The sequence below is a fragment of the Streptomyces sp. NA04227 genome (genome assembly GCF_013364195.1).
In the GTDB taxonomy this organism is placed as follows: domain Bacteria; phylum Actinomycetota; class Actinomycetes; order Streptomycetales; family Streptomycetaceae; genus Streptomyces.
Map to the genome: position 1 here is coordinate 677,010 of NZ_CP054918.1, position 15,558 is coordinate 692,567.

A 15,558-nucleotide genomic window follows, 5' to 3' on the forward strand; every position below is an offset into this window, starting at 1 on the left:
GGCGGATGCGGTGCGGCAGCGGCGGGCGGCCGGGCTCAGGAGTGGAAGGGCAGCCCGGCGTCGGCGGCCAGTTCGAGGCCGTCCGCCTCCTGAGGTGGCAGCAGGCTCGCGGTGCCGTCGGTGACCGGCACCACGCCGAGTTCGAGGAGTTCGGCCATCGCGGCGCTGCCCGCCATGTCCCGTACCTGGAGCTGATAACGCGCGGTCGTACGGAAGGTGCCGCCCGCGTCGTCGCCGGTGCGCTGGAGGAAACCGGAGTCGGTGAGGAAGGTGACGGCCTTGGCGACGATGCCGGTGGTCGAACCGGCCAGCCGCCGGGCGTCCTTGGTGGCCCCGGTGGCGCTGCGCCGCGACCAGACGCGCCAGGCCGCCTCCAGGCCGGGGGCGTCGGAGGCCGGGTCGGTGTTCTCGCCCTGTTCCTCGGCCCGTTCCTGCAGGCGCAGACAGGCCTGGCGTACGAAGGCGTCGACGCCGTTGACGCTGACCCGCCCGATGTATCCGTCGTCGGCGAGGTCCTCCGGGCGCGGGAAGGCCAGGGCGGCCACCGCGAGATGGGCGAGCCCGTGCAGAAAACGGTCGGTGGAGTCGGTGGCGGTGCGGCGGGCGTAGTCGCCCATCCGTACCGCGAAGACGGAGTCCTCGGCGGCGGTGACGGCCATCCCGGCGCGCGGGGAGACCTCCAGGACGACCAGCCCGAGGCCGGTGGCGACGGCGTCGGCGAGCCGGGCGAAGGGCGGGTCCTCGCGGTAGCGGCGCAGCAGGTCGGTGTACTCGCGCTCGCGGGCGGGCTGGAGTTTGGGCTGGAGCCCGAAGGCCACCAGGGCGGCCGCGTCGGCGGCGTCGGCCGGGGTGAGCGGCGCGGAGACGGCGGGGGGCGGCCCGTCGCCCTCGCCGCGTGCGCCGAGGTCTGCGTGGTCGCTCACCACTGGTTCTCCTTGCTGCTGCTTTCGGCCGCTTCGGGTGCGGTCCCGGTGACGGCCGCTTCGGTGCCGGGCTTCGTGACGGAGGCTTCGGTGCCGGGCTCGGCGGAGGTGTGCGGGGTCGGCCGCGGCCTGCCCGGCGTGCTGCCGCCGGCGGTCGGCCGGGCGCGCCCCGCCGCCCCCTGCCCCGTCCTCACGCGGCCTCCGTGCGGTCGGCGGCCATGCCCGCGGCGTCGAGCAGGGCGGTGCCCACGATGAGGTCGGCGCCGCCGAACTCGGGGTCCTCGAGAGCGGTTCCGTCGTCCACCGCGAAGAGCAGTTTCGGCTCGCCCTGGCGGTAGGCGGTGCCGACGGCGGGGCTCGCCGCGTGGACCGCGATCAGGGCCACCAGGTACGGGAGTTCGGGGTCGCGGCGGCGGGCCTCGGCGAGCAGTCCGCTCAGTCGGCGCGGGGCGTCCGGCGGGAGGTCGAGCAGGTGCGCCGCCTCGGCGTGCTGTTCCTCGGTGAACCTGCTGTCGTCGGGCGTCGCGACGAGGTCGGGCTCGGGCATCTCCGCGCCCAGGTGCTCGCGCTCCTGCGGCGGGGTGAGCAGGGTGTCGACCAGGTCGCCGAGACGTACCGCGAGCGGGTTGCGCGGCCCGGTGCCGCGGGCGAAGAAGACGTCGGTGACCCGTGTCGCCTGCTCGACGGGCAACGGGAGCAGCGGCGCGACGAGTTGTCCGTACAGGTCGAGGCCCGCGCGGGCGGCGGGCGGGGCGAAGGCCTGCCGGTCCTGTTCGGCGCGGAAGAGCGGCCCCGCCTCCAGGAGCCGGGACTGCAACTGGGTGTGGCGGCGGATGCAGTCCTTGACGATGTCGACGAGTTCGGCCGCCCGGCGCTTGTGGTCGGGGTCCTCGGACTCGTCGCGCGCCTTGCGGATGTTGGTGAGGATGGCGTTCTCGTGCCGGTAGCGGTCGGCGACGTGGTCCAGGGCCTCGGCGATCATGTCGGGGACCGAGTTGAGCCAGTCGACCGCGCGGACATTGCGCCGGGTCGCCTCGAGGGCGCGGCGCAGCGTCTCCGCGAACTGGACGGTACGGTAGCGGGCCTGTTCGGCGGCGAGTTGGGCGTCCGCGAGACGGCCCCGGCTGATGAGGACCTCCAGTTTGACCTCGGCCGCGATCTGCGCGCTGGTGACATCGGTGTCCAGGGCGCCGACCAGGACGTTGACCGCCTCGTCGGTGGTCCGCAGATAGACGCTGCCGCCGGGGCCCGGGACCTCCTCGATCAGCTTGAAGTCGTAGTCGCGGCGGACATAGGAGCCGTCCGGCGCGAAGGTGCCGTAGACCGCGCGGAAACCCCGGTCCACGCTGCCGACGTTGATCAGGTTCTCCAGGACCCACTGGGCCACCCGCTGGTGCTCGGCGGCCGGACGGCGCGGGGCCTGGGCCGCGACGCGGGGCAGGAGCCTCGCCACTATCTGGTCCTGGTCGGCTCCGGTGTCGAAGTCCATGTTGAGGGTGACCAGGTCGATGGCGGCGAGGGCGACTTCGGCCATCGCGTAGACCGAGTACTCACCGGCCAGGTTCGCCTTGCGGACGTCCAGGTCGTGCAGCGGAGCGGTGCACGCGAGCGCGCGCAGCCGTCGCGCGAGCCCCTCGTCGGCGGCGGGGCCGGGAGCGGGCCGCGAGACGGCGGCATCCGGAAGTACAGGCGAAGTCACGGTGGACAGCGTAGATCCTCGGTCCGACAAGCACCGAAACGACGCAGATGCGCGGGCGGCCGGGGTGTGGCGGGGCGATCGGATCCGGACGCACGGGCGGTTTGTACGGCAATGCCCACCCTGCCCCGACGGTCGGCATCCGCCCCGAAATGCGTGCCGCCGCCAGGGAGTTCGCGGTGCGGCCGCCGCGGCGGAGTCTCCGTACACCCGCCGCCACGGAGCTCGCCGCACGAGGACAGGGCAAGGCGTGGGACCGACGACTCAGCCCGCGTCGGCCGACTGCCCCGCCATGCGCTGCCCGTAGACCTCGACGAGTTCGCGCCGGGAGTCGTCCAGGTAGGCGACGAGCAGCGTCTCGGCGCGTGCGTAGTCGCCCGCCTCCAGGACGGAGAGGAGCTCCTGGTTGCGGGCGAGATAGGGCTCGTGCAGGAGTCGGGGCTCGGCCACCACATGGAAGGCCAGGCGCAGTTCGGCGAGGACGCTGCGCATCAGCTCGTCGGTGCGTGCGCTGCCGGAGAGCGAGACGAGCTCGCGGTGGAAGTGGATGTTCGCGGTGGAGACCTCGCGCCACTGCCCGTCCGCCGCGGCGCGCAGGCCATCCCGCACGGTGGCGGCCACCGGGTCCAGCGGGCGCGGGCGCAGTGCGAGGGCGCGCACGACCCCGCACTCCACCAACTGCCGGGTGCGGTAGATGTCCTCGACGTCCTCGACCGTGAGGACCCGTACGAACACCCCGCGGTTCAGCTGGTGTTCGAGGAGCCGCTCGTGGGTGAGCAGGCGGAACGCCTCGCGCAGGGTGTTGCGCGAGACACCGAGCGCCCCGCCGATGCTGTCCTCGGAGAGCCGGGTGCCGGGCGGAAAGTACCCCTCGGCGATACGGCTCCTGAGGATGTCGGCCACGCGCTCGGCGGTGCTGGTGCGGCCGAGCAGCGCGCGGTCCCCCGCCAGCTCCGGCAGACCGGCCGGTACGGATCCCGTGGTGCTCACGGCATGCCCTTCTCTACGGATTCCCGTGCGCCCCGGTGACCTGCCCTTACCGGCGACGGGATCTCCCCCGGAGCACGGATTCTGCCCCGGATGAGAGAAGGAGACAACACAGGTATTGAAGGATCGTTCAACGATCCTTTAACTTGTCTGCCGGGGGTGGGCCGACGGGCCCCGCAAGCAACAAGCAGTTGAACGAAGGCACCCTTCTTCCACCGTGAGGTCGCCCATGAGCACGATCCCGCCGCCCGGCAAGACGACGCCCGGCCACCCGGCCACGGAAAACGGCAGTGCGACCGGCGGTGGTGGAGCCCTCGGCTGGTTCCGCGCCCTGGGCCCCGGCGGACGCCGCGCCTTCGGTGGCGCGTTCGGCGGCTACGCACTGGACTCGTACGACTACTTCACGCTGCCGCTGAGCATGGTCGCGCTGTCCGCCTACTTCAGCCTGAACAGCGGGCAGACCGGTCTGTTCACCACGGTCACGCTGGTGGTCTCCGCCGTGGGCGGTGCGGTGGCGGGGGTGCTCGCCGACCGCATCGGCCGGGTCCGCGCCCTGCTGCTCACCGTGATCGTCTACGCGGTCTTCACCGTGGCCTGCGGCTTCGCGCCCAACTACGAGACGCTGCTGGTCTTCCGCGCCCTCCAGGGCCTCGGCTTCGGCGGTGAGTGGGCGGTCGGGGCGATCCTGGTCGCCGAGTACTCACGGGCCGAGCACCGGGGCCGCACCCTGGGGGCCGTACAGAGCGCTTGGGCCGCCGGCTGGGCGCTGGCCGTCGTCGTCTACACCCTCGTCTTCCAGGTCCTCGACGACGACCTGGCCTGGCGGGTGATGTTCTGGACCGGCGCGCTGCCCGCCGTCCTCATCCTCTGGGTCCGGCGCCGGGTCAAGGACGCGCCCGAGGCCGAGGCGCGGCGCAAGGCCAATGTGCGCCCCGGGTCCTTCCTCACCATCTTCAGGCCCGGTACCGCCGCCGCGCCGGGACTGCTGCGCACCACGCTCTTCGCGGTGCTGCTCTCGACCGGCGTGCAGGGCGGCTACTACACGCTCGCCACCTGGCTGCCCACCTACCTCAAGTCCGAACGCGACCTGTCCGTGGTCGGCACCGGCAGCTACCTGGCCTTCCTCATCTCGGGCGCCTTCCTCGGCTATCTGGCGGGCGGGCACCTCACGGACGTGCTGGGCCGCAAGCGCAACATCGCCCTGTTCGCCTTCCTCTCGGCGGCCTGCGTGCTGCTCTACACCAACGTCCCCTCGGGCGCGAACACCCTGCTCCTGGTGCTCGGATTCCCGCTCGGCTTCTGTATGTCGGCGATCTTCAGCGGCTTCGGCTCCTTCCTGAGCGAGCTGTACCCGACCGAGGTACGCGGCGCGGGCCAGGGCTTCACGTACAACGCGGGCCGTGCCGTGGGCGCCGTGTTCCCCACCCTGGTCGGCTTCCTCGCCGACAGCTGGGGTGTGGGCGGCGCCCTGGTCTTCGGCGCCCTCGGCTACGGACTGGCCGTCGTGGCCCTGCTGGGGCTGCCCGAGACACAAGGTAGGGAACTGGTCTGACCGGCCGGGGCCCGAACGGCCCCGCACCGCGGCGCAGTTCCCACGACCGTCCGAGGAGAGGACGCAGCACATGACCGCCACCACGACCGCCGAGCCGCACCCGCGCGCGGCCGCCGCCCGGCCCGTCGACCTCAACGCCGACCTGGGCGAGGGCTTCGGCCACTGGCGGCTGACCGACGACGAGGCGCTGCTGTCCGTGGTGACCAGCGCCAACGTCGCCTGCGGCTTCCACGCCGGGGACGCCGTCACGATGCGCCGGGTCTGCGAGCTGGCCGTGGCGCACGGGGTACGCATCGGCGCCCAGGTCTCCTACCGCGACCTGGCGGGCTTCGGGCGCCGCGCGATGGATGTCCCCGCCGAGGAGCTGGCGGCCGAAGTGGCGTACCAGATCGGCGCGTTGGAGGTCTTCGCCCGGGCGGCGGGCGGCCGGGTGGCGTATGTGAAGCCGCACGGGGCGCTGTACAACCGGGTGGTCCACGACGAGGAACAGGCCGCGGCCGTGATCGAGGGCGTCCGGCTCGCGGGCGGGGCTCTTCCGGTCCTCGGACTGCCCGGCTCACGGCTGCTCCGGGCCGCCGCCAAGTCCTCCCTGGTGGCCGTCGCCGAGGCCTTCGCCGACCGGGCGTACACCGACGAGGGCACGCTGGTGCCCCGCGGTTCGGCGGGCGCGGTGCTCAGCGACGCCGACGAGGTGGTGGCCCGCTCGGTGCGGATGGCCACGACGGGATGTGTCACCTCGGCGGGCGGACGCGAGATCAGAGTGCGGGCGCGGTCCCTGTGCGTGCACGGGGACACCCCCGGCGCGGTCGACCTCGCCCGCCGGGTGCGCCGGGCGCTGGCCGAGTCCGGCGCCGTCGTGGAGGCCTTCGCATGAGGTGTCTGCCGGCCGGTGAGTCGGCGCTGCTCGTCGAACTGGCGGACGGCGAGCGGGCCGAGGCCCTGCACGCGGAGCTGCTGCGCCGCCGCGCCACCGGCGAACTGCGCGTGGTGGAGATCGTCCCCGCGGCCCGCACCGTGCTGCTCGACGGTGTCGAGAACCCGCGCCAACTGGCCGCGTGGCTCCGCGAGCTGCCCGTACCGCCGCTCGAAGCGCGGGCGGGCGGCGCCGTCGAGATCCCGGTGGTCTACGACGGGCCCGACCTGGCCGAGGTCGCCGCGCACTGGGGGCTCGGCGCACGCGAGGCCGCGCTCGCGCATGCCGCGACCGAGTTCCGGGTCGCCTTCTGCGGTTTCGCACCCGGCTTCGCCTACCTCACCGGCCTGCCCCAGAACCGGTCGGTGCCCCGGCGGGCCACCCCGCGGACGGCGGTGCCCAAGGGCTCCCTCGCGCTTGCGGGCCCGTACACCGGTGTCTATCCGCGCTCCTCGCCGGGCGGCTGGCAGCTCATCGGTACGACGGACCTGGAGATGTGGGACGCCGACCGCTCCCCCGCCGCGCTGCTCACCCCCGGGGCCCGGGTCAGATTCGTGCCGCGCCGTCTGCCGGGGGACGCGCCATGACGGACCACGCGGTCTCGGTGGTACGACCCGGCGCGCTCACCACCGTCCAGGACTCCGGCCGCCCGGGCCACGCCCACCTCGGTGTGCCACGCTCCGGCGCACTCGACGCCCCGGCCGCCGCCCTCGCCAACCGCCTTGTCGGCAACGCCACTTCGGCCGCCGTCCTGGAGACCACCCTGGACGGCTGCGCACTGCGGCCCCGCCGCGCGCTCACGGTGGCCGTGACCGGTGCGCCCTGCTCCGTGACGGTGGACTCCCGGCCGGTGGCCTGGGGCGCGCCGGTACGGGTCCCGGCCGGTGCGCTGCTCGACGTGGGCCGGGCCCGGGCCGGGCTGCGCAGCTATCTGGCTCTCGCCGGAGGGGTCGAGGTCGAGCCCGTCCTGGGCAGCCGCTCGGCCGACCTGCTCTCCGGCCTGGGCCCCGCGCGGCTGACGGAGGGCACCGTCCTCCCGCTCGGCACCCCCGCCACGCGGCCACCCGTCCTCGGACCGGTGCCGCACCCCGCACCGCCCCGCGAACTGGTGCTGCCCGTGACCCCCGGACCCCGCGAGGACTGGTTCACCGACGGCGCGCTGCGCACCCTCACCCGGGCCCGCTACACCGTGTCGGCGGCGAGCAACCGCATCGGCCTGCGCACCGAGGGCCCGCCCCTGGAACGTGCCGTGACCGGCGAACTCCCCAGCGAAGGCCTGGTGTTGGGCGCCGTCCAGGTACCGCCGGACGGACGGCCCGTGGTGTTCCTGGCCGACCACCCGACCACCGGCGGCTATCCCGTGGTGGCCGTGGTCCGCACCCCCGCCCTGGCCGCAGCGGCACAGGCCGTCCCCGGCACACCTGTCCGCTTCGTACGGACGGGTCACTGAGGGGGCGTACGGCGCAAGTGCGCCGACTCGGCCTACGGGCGCGGGTCGTTGAAGTCCGCGTACGGCAAAAGCACCCACCTGGCGCCGGGACGAGCCGCTGAGCCTACGGGGACGCGCCGGTGATCTCCGCGTACGGCCCGGCCGCGGCCACCGTCGATGCCGCACCGCCGGAGCGCACCCGGGCCCGGTCGTCCGTCCGGGCCCGCCCTGTCGCGCGCCCCGCTCAGGCCGCGTCGCGGCGTTCGGTCACGGTCAGCGAGGCGAGGGCGGAGGCGACCGCGGCCGAGGCGCTGAGGTCCAGGCGTGCGCTGGTTCCGCGCGCCCGGTGCCGCGCCTCGTCCATGGCCAGGGTCAGCAACTGCGGGAGCAGATCGGTGCAGCGGCGTGCCATCCAGGCGGTGCCCGCGGTCGCCAGCCAGAACAGGACGGTCGCCCGGGACGGCGGTTTCATCTCCGCGAGCGGGGACGGCGACGGCCCCACCGGGATGCCCTCCGCCGCCAGGAGCCGGTGGAACCGCACGGCGAGCGCACGGTGCCCGGTCTCCGAGGGATGCATCCGGTCCGCGCTCCACATGGCCTTCTGCATCACCCAGTCGCCCTCGCAGGCGTGCAGATGCAGCGCACCGTGCCGCTCGGACAGCGCGTGCACCACGGTGTTCACCGCGCGCCCGCGTCGTGCGAGCGGCCGGGCGAGCGCCCCCGGCAGCCGGAGCATGGTTCCGGGGTCGGGCAGGCAGGCGGTGACGACCACCGTGCCCTGTGCCCGCAGCCGCGCGTACACCTCGTCCAGCCGTGCCGCCACGGCATGGATGTCGAAGGTGCGGCGCAGGGTGTCGTTCACGCCGACGAGTACGGACGCCACGTCCGGCCTCATCTCCAGTGCGGCGGGCGTCTGTTGGGCCAGCACATCCGCCGTCTGGGCCCCGCTGACCGCGAGGTTGTGGAAGTCCGCCGGGCAGTCGGCGGTCCCCAGGCCCTCGGCGAGCAGCGCGGCCCAGCCACGCCAGGCACGGTCCACGCGGTCGCCCACACCCTCGGTGAGGGAGTCGCCGAGCGCCACGTAGCGCAGGGGTCTCATGCCACACCCTCCCGGGCACCGTCCCGGTCGAGTTGCTTGCTCGTGGGCACCTTGACGTCGGCGTCGTGCGCGCGCAGGAAGCCCTCCACGGCGGCGCCCCAGCCGAAGCACTCCGCCCGCGCCCTGGCCGCCTCGCGGCGCTCGGCCTCGGGCAGGTCGAGCAGGGCGCGTACCGCGTCGGCGAAGGCCTCGCCGTTGTCCGCCGCGGTGGCCCCGGCCTCGCCCACCACCTCGCCGAGCGCGGAGGAGGAACTGGCCACCACCGGCGTACCGCAGGCCATCGCCTCCAGCGCGGCGAGCCCGAAGGTCTCGGCGGGCCCGGGCGCCAGGCAGATGTCGGCGGTGGCCTGGAGGGCGCCGAGCTCCTCGCGGTCGTCCACGTGCCCGAGGAAGGTGACGGGCAACCGGCGTTCGGCGGCGCGCTGTTCGAGCCTGCCGCGCAGCGGTCCGTCCCCGGCGACGACCAGGACCGCCCGCTCACCGCGGCGGACCAGTTCCTCCATCGCCTCCAGCGCGGTCCACGGCCGCTTCTCCACGGACAGCCGCGAGCACATCACCAGCATCAGCTCGTCGCCGCGGGCGTGGCGCTCGCGCAGCCAGGGGTCCCGCAACCCGGGGTGCCGGTCGGAGACGTCGACGCCGAGCGGGGCCCGTACGACGTTGCGGGCGCCGATGCGGACGAACTCCCGCTCGGCCCACTCCGTCGTACACACCACACGCGCGTACGCCCGGGCGGTACGGGTGTTGAAGAAGTCGGCCGCCCGGCGGGCGTTGTCCTCGGACAGGCCCCAGGTGCGCAGCACTCCGTGCGCGGTCTCGTGGGAGACCATCATGGCGGGCACCCGGGCGCGCCGGGCCCATTGGCCGGTCCAGCGCAGGGTCGTACGGTCGGACACCTCCAGCCGGTCCGGCGCCAGGTCCTCCAGGAGCCGGGTGAGACGGCCCTTGTTGATCAGGACCCGGTAACCGCCGGTGTTGGGCAGCAGGGGTCCGGGCAGGGTGATCACCCTGCCCTGCTCGGTCTCGCGGTCGTCGGCGCGGTCGCCGGGGACGATGAGCACCGGCTCGTGCCCGGCGGCCCGGTACCCGGCGCCGAGTTCGCGCAGCGCCGTGCGCAGTCCGCCGGAGGCGGGCGCGACGAAGTTGGCGAGCCGGACGATCCTCAGCGGGCCGCTCATGCCGCCACCGCCGTACGCTCGCGCAGCACCTCGGCGTAGTGGTCGATGAGCTGGTCGCCGATCGTGGCCCAGGTGCGCTTTTCGACAGTGGCCCGTCCGGCGGCGCCCTGTGCGGCGCGCAACTGCGGGTCGGCCTGGAGCTTGGCGACGGTGTCCCGCAGGGCGTCGGCGTCCATCGGCGGCACCAGGAAACCGGTACGGCCGTGGTCGACGAGGTCGATCGGGCCGCCCGCGGCGGGGGCGACCACGGGCACGGCGGAGGCCATGGCCTCCTGCACGGTCTGACAGAAGGTCTCGAACGGTCCGGTGTGCGCGAACACGTCGAAGGACGCGAAGATCCGCGCCAGGTCGTCGCCGGTCCTGCGACCGAGGAAGGCGGCGCCGGGCAGGGCCGAGCGCAGCCCCTCCTCGCTGGGCCCGTCGCCGACCACGACGACCTTGACGCCCGGCAGTGCGCAGACGCCGCTGAGCAGTTCGACGTGCTTCTCCTGCGCGAGGCGGCCGACGTAGCCGACTATCAGCTCGCCGTCCGGGGCGAGTTCACGCCGCAACGCCTCGTCGCGGCGGTCGGGCCGAAACCGTTCGGTGTCCACGCCGCGCGCCCACAGCTTCACCCGGGGCACACCGTGCGCCTCCAGGTCCTTGAGCGAGACGCTGGACGGGGCGAGCGTGAGGTCGGCGGCGGCGTGCACATTGCGGATCCGCCGCCAGGCGGCGGCCTCACCCGCGCTGATGTACGTACGGGCGTACCCCGCGAGGTCGGTCTGGTAGACGGCCACGGCGGGCAGCCGCAGCCGGGACGCGGCGGCCATGCCGCGCACCCCGAGGACGAAGGGGCTGGCGAGATGAACGATGTCGGCCCGGTGTGCGGTGAGGGTCGCGGCGACCCTGCGGCTGGGGAGAGCGACACGGACCTGCGGGTATCCGGGGAGGGAGATGGAGGGGACGCGCACGACGGGGCACGGCGCCTCGCTGTCGTCGCCCGCGCCCGAAGCGGTGGTGGGCGCGATGACGAGCGGGTCATGACCGCGCGCGACGAGATGCCGGGCGGTCTGGATGGCGCAGTGCGCCACGCCGTTGACGTCGGGGGGAAAGGATTCGGTCACGATGACGACACGCATACCCGTGTTGTCGTCGTACCGGACGTGGCCTTGCCAACGTCGATCTTTCTGGCTGAAGAACGTCCCGTGAGCGTTCCTCGTCGCCTGCCGTTCGTATGACAGGAACGTCCGTTTTAGCCGGCCCCGCCATCGGGTCCGATACGGCTGCGTACGGCTGTCTGCACCTCCGCCTCCTCGGCGGGGTCCGTTGCCAGACGCCGGAGTTGGTCGACGACGCGGGCATCCGCCGTCTCCGCGTGCCGGGCCGCCACCTCGCGGGTGGACTCCTCGCAGTCCCACAGGCACTCGACGGCGAACGCGGCCGCGAAGCCCGGGTCGGTGACCGCAAGGGCGCGAGCCGCCCTGCCGCGGAGTTGTGACGAGGCCGTCTCGCGATAGACGTGCCGCAGTACCGGGGCGGCGGTCAGGATGCCGAGCCGTCCGGCGCCGTCGACGAGCGGCCACAGAGTCGGGGCGTCGCAGCCCTCCCGGCGCACCGCGTCGCGCAACGCCGCGAGCACCAGGGCGCTGTCGCCCCGCGCTCCTCGGCAGGCCAGTACGCGCCCCGCCGCGGCGCCGAGTTCGTCGGGCCGCGGGGCCCATTGCCGGGCCCGGGCCAGCGCCACCGCGCTCCGCATGCGTTCGAAGGCGTCCACGGCCGCGTCGGCGACCGGTCCGGGCCCCTCGGCCACCGCGGCCTCCACGAGCGGGAAGACACGGGGGTCCTGGGAGTCGGCGAGATAGCGCAGCGCGGTGCAGCGCGCCGCCTCGTCCCCGCCGCGGGCCGTCGCCACGATCTGCTCGCGGTCGTCGGCTCCGGCGACCGCCGCCAGGCAGCGGGCGGCGGGCACGTGCAGGACGGCGCCGCGGCTCAGTCCTTCGCGGGCCCAGTCGAAGACCGCCTCGACGCTCCAGTCGGGGCGCGGTCCGCTCGGCCTCATCTGGCGCTGCCAGCGGTCGAAGCAGCCCTGCTCCTGGGCGGCCCGCACCCGCTCGCCGATCCCGGGCCGCGGGTCGGCGGCCCACAGCCGCCAGGGCCGTGGTTCGAAGGCGTCGCGCACCATGGTGGCGAGTTCCGCCTCGCCCTCGGGGGTGTGCGGGAATCTGGCCAGGATCCGGGGGGCCAGCGCCGTCAGGGCGGCGTCGTCGTCGCGCAGGGCCAACTCGTCCAGCGCCCAGGCCCAGTTGTTGCCCTCGGCGGCGTAGCGCCGCAACAGGTTCAGGGCGTCCGGCCTGCCGTAGGAGGCGAGGTGCCCGAGCACGGACAGCGCGAGTCCGGTACGGCAGTCCTCGGAGTCGAGTACGTCCTCGATGTCGAAGAGGTGGCGCTCGAGCTCGTCGAGGCCGCCGTCGAGGTCGACGAAGAGCCGTGCGTAGTACAGGGAGCGGTTCTCCACCTGCCAGTCGTGGCGGGGGTCGTGGCGCACGCACTGATTGAGTGCCGCGAGCGCCTCGGAGCGGGGGGCGGTGAGCGCGTGCAGCGTGCCATCGCCGCGGCCCCGCTGGAGCAGGCCGAGCAGCGTGCCGCTCGGCGCTATGACCGGTTCGAACATGGGATACAGCCTCACATCGAGAGTCGACGCAACCGGGGACCGTGCACTACCTGGCTGCGTGACAACACGTCGGGGTGCCCGTCGTCTCGTGCTTGCTGCTGACCATGTTCCTCTGCCTCTCGTCGGTGGCCCGCGCAGGGCCGTCCACGGTCCACGCGGTGCGTGAGCATCTGCCCCGCCGTCGCGTCCGTGAATCACGACGTCATGATGACCCAGCCGTTCTCGTCACCGCGACCAGATTTCCCACGACCCGGTGACATCTCCCCGTCATCCGCCGTTTCCCCAGGTCGTCCCGGGTATGTCAGGCGGCGCCGAAAAGTTCGAGCAGCTCTGTCCTGCCGAACATTCTGGCTGTCTCGACGGCTGAGGGTACCCCTGCGGAAGGATCTGCTCCGCTTTCGAGGAGCGCCCGCACCACCTCGTCCTCACCCTTGAACACCGCTCCGGCGAGCGGACTCTGGCCACGGTCGTTGATCCGGCCCGGCTCGGCGCCGCGCTCGAGCAGGGCCCGTACCGTCGCGGGATGGCCGTGATAGGCGGCCAGCATCAGCAGCGAATCGCCGCGGTCGTTGGTGAGATCCACCGGGACTCCGGCGTCCACATAGGCGGCGAGCGCCGCCGCGTCACCGGTCCGGGCCATCGCGAAGACCCTCCCCGCCAGTTCCACCACTTCGACATCGGGGGCTTCGCTCATGGCTGACCGGCCACCTTTCCCCTGCTCCGCCGCCCGGATCCGCGGCGCCGCCACGTTCGCGTGAAACCGACAGGCTACTGCGCGCGTACCCCCTCACCGACATACCGGCGAGCCGCAGGATCACCCCTGCCCGCACTCCACTCGCGCCGCGTCACACCCTCGCCCCATAACCCCCTGAACAGCCAACTGTCCACTGATTTCCCCATTTGCACCTTTAGTCAGATAGACACATGCTGTGACCCTGGAAGCACTCATGGTGATAAACCCTCGCCTACCAGGAGAACTCTCATGATTCTGTCCGTCTCGGGTGTCGTCCTCCTCGGAATCATCGTCTTCGTGCTCTTCCGCAAGGACGGGCTCAAGGCCTCGCACGCCGTCGTCTGCGCGCTGTTCGGCTTCTACATCGCGGGCACCGCCCTCGCGCCCAGCATCGAGGCGGGAGGCGCGAGCCTCGCCAACATCCTCGGCGGAATCAAGTTCTGACCTGGCCGGCCGGGCCCGGACTCCAGGAGCCCGACCCCGGGAGCTGGGGCCCGAGTCCGCTCCGCGTCCCGAGTCCCCGCATTCCCCGAACCCCTGAATCCCCGCATTCACGAACTCCAGGAGACAGCCCGTGGCCCGGCGCCCACTCCCCCGCATCCTCAGCAACCCCGGCGCCCGGCTCACCCGCGGCCGGGAGCTGGCACGGTCGGCCGCGGGCGGGGCGACCGATGTGCTCCACCCGCTCCTGACGATCAGCCGTGGCCTGCGCCGCCTGGCCACCGCCGGACGGCTCAAGTGGTCCGAGACCCCCAAGGACCGTCGCGGGCCCCTGCTGTTCTTCGTGGCGTCGCTGATCCTGGTCGTCGCCCTGGTTCCGTACGGGCCCCTGCTCGCGGGCATCACCCTGATGGCCGCAGCGGGCTGGGCGGGCCGCGAGCGCGAACCCGCCACCCCCGAGGCCGACGAAGCGGACCGCAGCGCCCGGCTCCAGGCCCTCTACGAAGCCCTCGTCCCGCACTTCTCGGTGCCCGAGGACCCCGAGCCTCGGTTCGCGCACGGCGGCGAGTGGGACCGCGGCTTCGGCGACCACGCCTTCGACGCCGACGGCCGCGTCTCGGCGCTCACCGTGCACTACCCGCCCTACTTCCCGGACGGCGACCCCGAGGCCCGGGCCCGGGTGGAACGACTTCTGCACGCCAAGGCCGGGCGTGGCCGCGAGTACCACTTCGGCTGGGACGAGGAGTCCAACATCCTCGAACTGACCGTGCTCGACGCCCTGCCCACCGGTGTCCGCGCCCAGACCTTCGTCACCTCGGCCGACGAGGCGGTGCTCGGCTTCACGGACCCCGACGGCGTGCCGCGCACCATCCCCGTCGCGGCCGAGGGCGACGGCGCAGCGCGGCGCCTCGACCTGCCGCCGGTCCTGTGGCGGACCGGGCCGCGCTCGACCGAGCCGCACCTGCTCGCGGTGGGCCAGCCGGGCAGCGGCACCACCACCCTGCTCCGCTCCCTCGCCCTCCAGGCCCTGCGCCAGGGCGAGGTCGTCGTCGTGGACGGCGGCGGCACCGGCGAGTACGCCTTTCTGTCCGGGCTTCGCGGCGTACTGGCCGTGGAGTGCGGACTGGCGGGCGCCCTGGCCACCCTGGAGTGGGCCGCCCACGAGACCGAGCGGCGCCTGATCGCCGCCAACCGGGCGCGCCAGGCGGGCCAGCCGCTGCCGCAGGACACCGTGCGCCCGCTCTGGGTCCTGCTCGACCGGCCGTGCGCGCTCGGCCACCTGGCCGCCGCCGACGGCCGCGAGGATCCGCAGTCGCTGCTCCGGGTCCCACTGCGGCACGGCCGGGCGGCCGGGGTGACGGTCGTGGTGGCCGAGCAGTTCGACGGCTTCGACTCGCTCGCGGAGCCCGTACTGCGGCACACCGGCGCCCGCGTCGTACTCGGCCGCACCAACGAGGCCCAGACCCAGCTCGTACTCGGCAGCCCGCCGCACACCACCCCGGTCGACTCCGTTCCCCCCGGCCGCGGTTACGCCCGCCTCGGCACCGGCCCCGTCCACCGGCTCCAGGTCCCGGCCACCCCCGACCCCCTCCACCCGGAGACCGACGAGGCCGCCCGCGAGGCCGTTCTCGGGCTGCTGCCCGCGAGCGCCGACGGGGACTGCGTGGAGGTGTCCACGGCGGGCGCGGAGGCCGTCGGCGACTCGGGGGCCGTCGCCGCGAACGAGTCGGGCGAGGCGGCCGGTTCGGCGGGTGCGGCCGGTGTGCCCGGTGCGGCAGAGGCAGTTGAGGGGACCGAGCCGCCCGCGGCGGTGGCGCCGGGCGACCCGGGCGATTCGGCCGAGGCCGCCACGGTGGCCACAGCCGCCAGGACGGCCCAAGTCCCGGTTCCGGACAGCGAGAAGAGGGCGGACACCGGCGCGGGCGGTCGGCCGGTGGCCGTCGCCGAGGGCTGA

At 73.8% G+C, this 15,558-nt stretch carries 15 protein-coding genes; 6 read left to right on the forward strand and 9 right to left on the reverse strand.

Annotation, left to right across the window (positions count from 1 at the left end):
* Window positions 1-35: 35 nt before the first annotated feature.
* From HUT18_RS02560 to HUT18_RS02575, 4 genes are all read right to left on the reverse strand, one after another.
* Window positions 36-923: a hypothetical protein gene (locus tag HUT18_RS02560; RefSeq protein ID WP_176097416.1), complete on the reverse strand. Its 888-nt coding sequence runs from the start codon at window positions 921-923 to the stop codon at window positions 36-38.
* Entirely contained in the window at window positions 920-1,117 is a 198-nt protein-coding gene (locus HUT18_RS02565; RefSeq protein WP_176097418.1) for a hypothetical protein, read from the reverse strand. The genes HUT18_RS02560 and HUT18_RS02565 overlap by 4 nt, the downstream gene beginning before the upstream one ends.
* Entirely contained in the window at window positions 1,114-2,622 is a 1,509-nt protein-coding gene (locus tag HUT18_RS02570) for a hypothetical protein (protein ID WP_254878395.1), read from the reverse strand. Before HUT18_RS02570 ends, HUT18_RS02565 begins: the two co-directional genes overlap by 4 nt.
* A 261-nt stretch (window positions 2,623-2,883) precedes the next feature.
* Window positions 2,884-3,609: a GntR family transcriptional regulator gene (locus HUT18_RS02575; protein WP_254878396.1), complete on the reverse strand. Its 726-nt coding sequence runs from the start codon at window positions 3,607-3,609 to the stop codon at window positions 2,884-2,886.
* A gap of 226 nt (window positions 3,610-3,835) precedes the next feature.
* On the opposite strand from HUT18_RS02575, the gene HUT18_RS02580 reads away from it, so the two are divergent.
* The 4 genes from HUT18_RS02580 (at window position 3,836) to HUT18_RS02595 (ending at window position 7,521) form a co-directional block, all read left to right on the forward strand.
* Entirely contained in the window at window positions 3,836-5,158 is a 1,323-nt protein-coding gene (locus HUT18_RS02580) for an MFS transporter (protein ID WP_176097420.1), read from the forward strand.
* 70 nt (window positions 5,159-5,228) lie between these two features.
* Window positions 5,229-6,032, forward strand: a complete 804-nt coding sequence (locus HUT18_RS02585) for a LamB/YcsF family protein (RefSeq protein ID WP_176097421.1) — start codon at window positions 5,229-5,231, stop codon at window positions 6,030-6,032.
* Entirely contained in the window at window positions 6,029-6,658 is a 630-nt protein-coding gene (locus tag HUT18_RS02590) for an allophanate hydrolase subunit 1 (RefSeq protein ID WP_176097423.1), read from the forward strand. The genes HUT18_RS02585 and HUT18_RS02590 overlap by 4 nt, the downstream gene beginning before the upstream one ends.
* On the forward strand, window positions 6,655-7,521 hold the full coding sequence (locus HUT18_RS02595) for a biotin-dependent carboxyltransferase family protein (RefSeq protein ID WP_176097425.1): 867 nt from the start codon (window positions 6,655-6,657) through the stop codon (window positions 7,519-7,521). The genes HUT18_RS02590 and HUT18_RS02595 overlap by 4 nt, the downstream gene beginning before the upstream one ends.
* 223 nt (window positions 7,522-7,744) lie before the next feature.
* Here HUT18_RS02595 and HUT18_RS02600 read toward each other — a convergent pair whose 3' ends face one another.
* The 5 genes from HUT18_RS02600 to HUT18_RS02620 form a co-directional block, all read right to left on the reverse strand.
* Window positions 7,745-8,599, reverse strand: coding sequence for an SGNH/GDSL hydrolase family protein (locus HUT18_RS02600; RefSeq protein WP_176097427.1), 855 nt, complete (start codon window positions 8,597-8,599; stop codon window positions 7,745-7,747).
* The gene (locus HUT18_RS02605; protein WP_176097429.1) at window positions 8,596-9,777 is read right to left on the reverse strand and encodes a glycosyltransferase; all 1,182 of its coding nucleotides are present in this window, start codon (window positions 9,775-9,777) and stop codon (window positions 8,596-8,598) included. Before HUT18_RS02605 ends, HUT18_RS02600 begins: the two co-directional genes overlap by 4 nt.
* Window positions 9,774-10,898 (reverse strand): glycosyltransferase family 1 protein, encoded by a 1,125-nt coding sequence (locus tag HUT18_RS02610; RefSeq protein WP_176097430.1) that lies wholly within the window; start codon window positions 10,896-10,898, stop codon window positions 9,774-9,776. The genes HUT18_RS02605 and HUT18_RS02610 overlap by 4 nt, the downstream gene beginning before the upstream one ends.
* Window positions 10,899-11,011: 113 nt before the next feature.
* The gene (locus tag HUT18_RS02615; protein WP_176097432.1) at window positions 11,012-12,430 is read right to left on the reverse strand and encodes a HEAT repeat domain-containing protein; all 1,419 of its coding nucleotides are present in this window, start codon (window positions 12,428-12,430) and stop codon (window positions 11,012-11,014) included.
* A gap of 301 nt (window positions 12,431-12,731) precedes the next feature.
* A complete protein-coding gene (locus tag HUT18_RS02620) occupies window positions 12,732-13,124 on the reverse strand; it encodes an ankyrin repeat domain-containing protein (protein WP_176097434.1) in 393 nt (130 codons plus the stop codon).
* Window positions 13,125-13,412: 288 nt separating this feature from the next.
* On the opposite strand from HUT18_RS02620, the gene HUT18_RS02625 reads away from it, so the two are divergent.
* Window positions 13,413-13,607 (forward strand): hypothetical protein, encoded by a 195-nt coding sequence (locus HUT18_RS02625; RefSeq protein WP_176097436.1) that lies wholly within the window; start codon window positions 13,413-13,415, stop codon window positions 13,605-13,607.
* Between the two features lie 130 nt (window positions 13,608-13,737).
* Window positions 13,738-15,558: a hypothetical protein gene (locus tag HUT18_RS02630; protein ID WP_254878397.1), complete on the forward strand. Its 1,821-nt coding sequence runs from the start codon at window positions 13,738-13,740 to the stop codon at window positions 15,556-15,558.